Below are 4036 nucleotides of genomic sequence, written 5' to 3' on the forward strand. Positions count from 1 at the left end.
GGCGTTCATCTCTCTGAGTTCGGCCACAGCCGCTTCAAGCTCAGCCACTCGCTGCCGCAGAATGGCGTTCTCAGCTACCAGTTCTTCATAGCTAGGTGGCTGTGCAGAGGGCTCGGGTAGGCTCATGATCGTGGCAGTATTCTACATCCTTCAGTAATGCGGAGTGGGGTAGGCTGAGTAGTTACATCAAAAGAAGGTTTATAGTGACCACTTCACCAGCGTCACGGCCTGGCTAGCCTAAAGGTAGTCGTTAATGCAAAAAAACTGTCCAGTACACTGTCTTGCACGATGTGACTTAATCCCTCATAATACACATATACACTTTCTTATACACAGGATAGGATGGTAGCGTTATCCTGTTCGGGACGGCATAAAACGCTCCATTGCGTTAAAAGCAAGGCTTATCCCTCAATTGTTGTGTTTACGCCATTAACTATCCCAAATTTATGTAACCCGGATTCTTATCCAGGTCATTACTAAAGTGTTCTTTCCTACGCTTATAATATTCATCTTGCCTCACATAAATACCAAAAGCAGAGAAAATTGATATAACTACCAAAAGGGGTATTAAATTTTTATGAGTAAAGGTAAATTGTAGGAAGTTGTATAGAAATCCGGGTACAGCTATGGCAGCTAAGACGGTGTTCGCGCGATAAATCATGTATATAAGTCCTTTGGCAAAATCTGGGTATATCTGTTCAAGTACGTGACATGGAAGTACGGGACGTTCGTGTAGAGGTTTAGCAAAGAACCTATAGGGAATGGTGTATGATTCAAGTTCCTGGTCGCGCTCACGGAAGTAGAGCCTAATCAGATTTAGAGCAAGTAGAAGTTTTGCTCTTTGTATGGCTATATTTATGAGCCGCCTTGTCGAATAAACTCCAATTATAATTAGAATAGCGGCAGAACAGCTTAGTAGGAGAATCAATGGGTAGTCCATTGAAAGCGCTCGATATAGTAGAACATTCGCTGGGAGGAAGGCTGTCAAAATAGTTAAATAGATGTTAATTATGGTTTCAGATCGTCTATCTACGTGTCTCCACTGTTCGCTCGTTACACTAAATTCAGCTAAAAGAAATCGTATACTGTTTTCCTTCTCATGTTCCATAAATTTAACTCCTTCGGTGAAGTTAGCATGAAGGATTTCCCCTTCAATTCCCATAGTCTAATCCTCAGAAATAAGCAGCTTAGCTTTTCGATGTCGCTTTGATGCGCTACAAAGCCGTTTAAGAGCCTTCCAGCTTGGTCTAAGGGTACGAACACAAACACCTTGGTCCCATACAAATCTGTAAAAAGGTAAAGTGTTGTGTTTAACGCTACGCTTTGGCGTTATGCAGCGCGTAGCGCTATGCAAGGGCCAACACTTAATCAAGGAGCGCTATCCACTGGCGTTTTGCCAAAAAAATGATGCGCATAAAAAAGGCAGATAGTCGTGGCGGTAGCCTTTTTATTTTTCTCTTTTGGCTCATTGCTTTTGGCTCATTCAAATAGAATAAGCCTGGCATATACCAGGCTTATTTTTTTATGGATTACAGCTTAAAGCTTTGCTGCTTCTAAAGCCCGGATAGTGTAGCGGGCAACATCCCACTCAAGACGCGCACAGTCAAGCGTACACCGCGCTTCAGTTAAAACAGTTTCAGCGGCAAAGAGTGCATCGTGCTCGGCCTCGAGTATAAGCCTTAGTTGCGCTTCTCTTTGGTCGGCGTTCTTACCGTTTATGGTGTCGCCACATAATAGTTTGGTGCGCGCAAGTTCAAGGTTTCTTTTAGCCTCACTGTGACCAACTACCGCACCGGCATAGTGTACTTGCGCGTCATTCAAGTTAAAGGCGGCATCTTGTAATTGTGAGGTAAGAGAAGCGGCTATCACGCCGCTTCCTCGTATTCCTCTTGGCTAAGTTCTAGCCAGAGGGCAGTAAGTTCCTCTATCATGTCGGCCTCAAGTTCAATATCACCGTAGGGAATGGAGTCCATTAGAGGACTCCAAAGTGGTTATCAGCAGCGGCATTCCAGAGGTTACGGCGGCGTAAGTAGCGCTTAAAGAGTTTGTTGAGAGTAGCACCTTTAACATCATGACGGTCCTCTAAGCGCTCGAGGATGGCAGCCGCTTCATTAGCCAGCTTGTTTGCAGTCTTGAGGGTTTGGAGGGTATGATTCATCTTGATTCTCCTACTTCGGGAATTTCTAAGCGGTCAGTCTTGGCGGATAAGCCGCTTAGATGTCTATTAGTTTAACCTAACGCAAGTAGTCTTGTCAATAGGCTATCCCGTATGCTAGACTAACGGCTATGAGAACTATACGCGTCAAACTCAAGGAGTACCTAAAGGAAAATGACCTTAGCGCCTACCGGCTTGGCAAAGAAGTTGAAGGTGTCAAGCCTGGCACCGTTTACAACATCGCCGCTGGCAGGAACAGGCCAAGTATGGAAGCACTAGAGCGCATTATGGCGGCGCTAGAAAATCTTACCGGCAAGCCAGTAAATATAAGCGACTTACTCGAGTATAAAAGGAAAGGTAAAGACAATGGCTAAGCGGGCGCGTAACGGACAAGGAACAATCTATGAGGCGACCTATATAGACAAGCGCAGCGGCAAGACTAAGACACGCTGGCAAGCGCAAGTCGTCATCCCGCAAGAGTTAGGCGAGGCAAAGCGCACCACGCTATACGGCAAGACCTACGCCGAAGTCAAAGAGAAAAAGGACAAGCTGACGCGGCAAGTAGCGGATGGCACCATGAGCAACACCAACCAGACGGTAAGCCAGTACCTCGAGCGCTGGCTTAAGGAAAAGGAACGCCAACTTAAGCCAAGCACCTTTGAGCAGTATGAATACCGCGTTAAAAAACTCACGGCGCATATAGGCAAAATAAAACTCGACAAACTCACGCCTATGAAGGTCCAGACGGCCATTAACGCTATTGCCGACACTACCGGTGCCTCTACCGCCAACAAATGCCGCGTGGTACTCTACAGCGCCTATAAGCAGGCCATACGCTGGCAGATGGTGGCGCGTAATCCTGTTGAGGCCGTTGATTCACTACCTGAAAAGCAGCGTGAGATGAAGCTTTGGGAGGCTGCTACTGCCGCCAAGTTCTTAGACGTAGCGCGTGAACACAGGCTTTACGCGACCTTTTATCTTGCCATGAGTACCGGCTTGCGCCGTGGTGAACTTTTAGGCTTACGCTGGCAGGACGTGCAAGGTAGCGTGCTTTATATCCGGCAGACCATCGTTAAAAAGGTAAGTGGCAAGCTTATCTTTGAGACGCCTAAGACCAAAAAAGGCTTCCGAGTAGTGCCAGTGTCACCGGATGTAATAGAGGTGTTAGAGTTTCACCGCTTGCGCCAACAGGCTGAACGTGACTACTTAGGCAAAGCCTGGAATGGCGCGGATTTGGTCTTTACATCAGAAACAGGCACCGTGATACATCCTGATAACATAACTCGCTTGCGCAACCAGCTTATGGACAAGGCTGGCGTACCGCGTGTAAGTCTTCACGACTTGCGGCACCTTCACGGGTCAGTCTGTATCAAAGGCGGTATGGACCCTAAGATGCTGGCTGACCGCCTGGGCCACAGTCGTGCGAGCTTTACCTTGGACCGCTATACGCACCTTTTCGAGTCGCAACGCGCCTTGAGCGCGGTGTCGCTCTTGGACTTCCTACCTAAGACCGACCTTAAGAACGTAAATTAGTCCAACTGCATTAACATTTGCATTAACATGGCAAAAAAAGAAGACCGGTAATTTTACCGGTCTTTACTTTTACCGTCCTAGACAGTTGTTTTATGGAGCGGGAGACGAGATTCGAACTCGCGACATCTACCTTGGCAAGGTAGTGCTCTACCAGCTGAGCTACTCCCGCATAAGAGAGCTACCACCATTATAACAGATAGTAGCCCTACTTTTACAAGATAAAGCTCCTCGCGCCGACCTACTTTTGCACCCCCCTGCGGGGGAACTATCATTGGCGCTGACGTGCTTAACTGCCGAGTTCGGGATGGAATCGGGTGGGTCCACGTCGCTATGGGCACGAAGAGAAAA

5 protein-coding genes, 1 tRNA gene and 1 rRNA gene are annotated in these 4036 nt (G+C 47.4%); 2 read left to right on the forward strand and 5 right to left on the reverse strand.

Going from position 1 to position 4036, the window contains the following annotated elements:
• Positions 1 to 433: 433 nt before the first annotated feature.
• The 3 genes from AC2VE5_RS24455 to AC2VE5_RS24465 all read right to left on the reverse strand — a co-directional run bounded on the left by AC2VE5_RS24455 (position 434) and on the right by AC2VE5_RS24465 (position 2158).
• Positions 434 to 1162 (reverse strand): hypothetical protein, encoded by a 729-nt coding sequence (locus AC2VE5_RS24455; RefSeq protein ID WP_486890217.1) that lies wholly within the window; start codon positions 1160 to 1162, stop codon positions 434 to 436.
• A gap of 374 nt (positions 1163 to 1536) precedes the next feature.
• Positions 1537 to 1869: a hypothetical protein gene (locus AC2VE5_RS24460; RefSeq protein ID WP_486890218.1), complete on the reverse strand. Its 333-nt coding sequence runs from the start codon at positions 1867 to 1869 to the stop codon at positions 1537 to 1539.
• 103 nt (positions 1870 to 1972) lie between these two features.
• Positions 1973 to 2158, reverse strand: a complete 186-nt coding sequence (locus AC2VE5_RS24465; RefSeq protein ID WP_486890219.1) for a hypothetical protein — start codon at positions 2156 to 2158, stop codon at positions 1973 to 1975.
• 128 nt (positions 2159 to 2286) lie between these two features.
• Here AC2VE5_RS24465 and AC2VE5_RS24470 point away from each other — a divergent pair, with 128 nt between their 5' ends.
• Together AC2VE5_RS24470 and AC2VE5_RS24475 are read left to right on the forward strand one after the other, a co-directional pair.
• Complete coding sequence (locus tag AC2VE5_RS24470) at positions 2287 to 2529, forward strand: helix-turn-helix domain-containing protein (protein ID WP_486890220.1); 243 nt, start codon at positions 2287 to 2289, stop codon at positions 2527 to 2529.
• A complete protein-coding gene (locus AC2VE5_RS24475; protein WP_486890221.1) occupies positions 2522 to 3688 on the forward strand; it encodes a site-specific integrase in 1167 nt (388 codons plus the stop codon). Before AC2VE5_RS24470 ends, AC2VE5_RS24475 begins: the two co-directional genes overlap by 8 nt.
• Positions 3689 to 3781: 93 nt before the next feature.
• Here the strand turns inward: AC2VE5_RS24475 and AC2VE5_RS24480 are convergent.
• Positions 3782 to 3857 (reverse strand) — tRNA-Gly (locus AC2VE5_RS24480).
• Between the two features lie 56 nt (positions 3858 to 3913).
• A 5S ribosomal RNA gene (rrf, locus tag AC2VE5_RS24485) occupies positions 3914 to 4030 on the reverse strand.
• Between the last annotated feature and the right edge of the window lie 6 nt (positions 4031 to 4036).

The organism is Aliterella sp. E5.1, assembly GCF_057473825.1.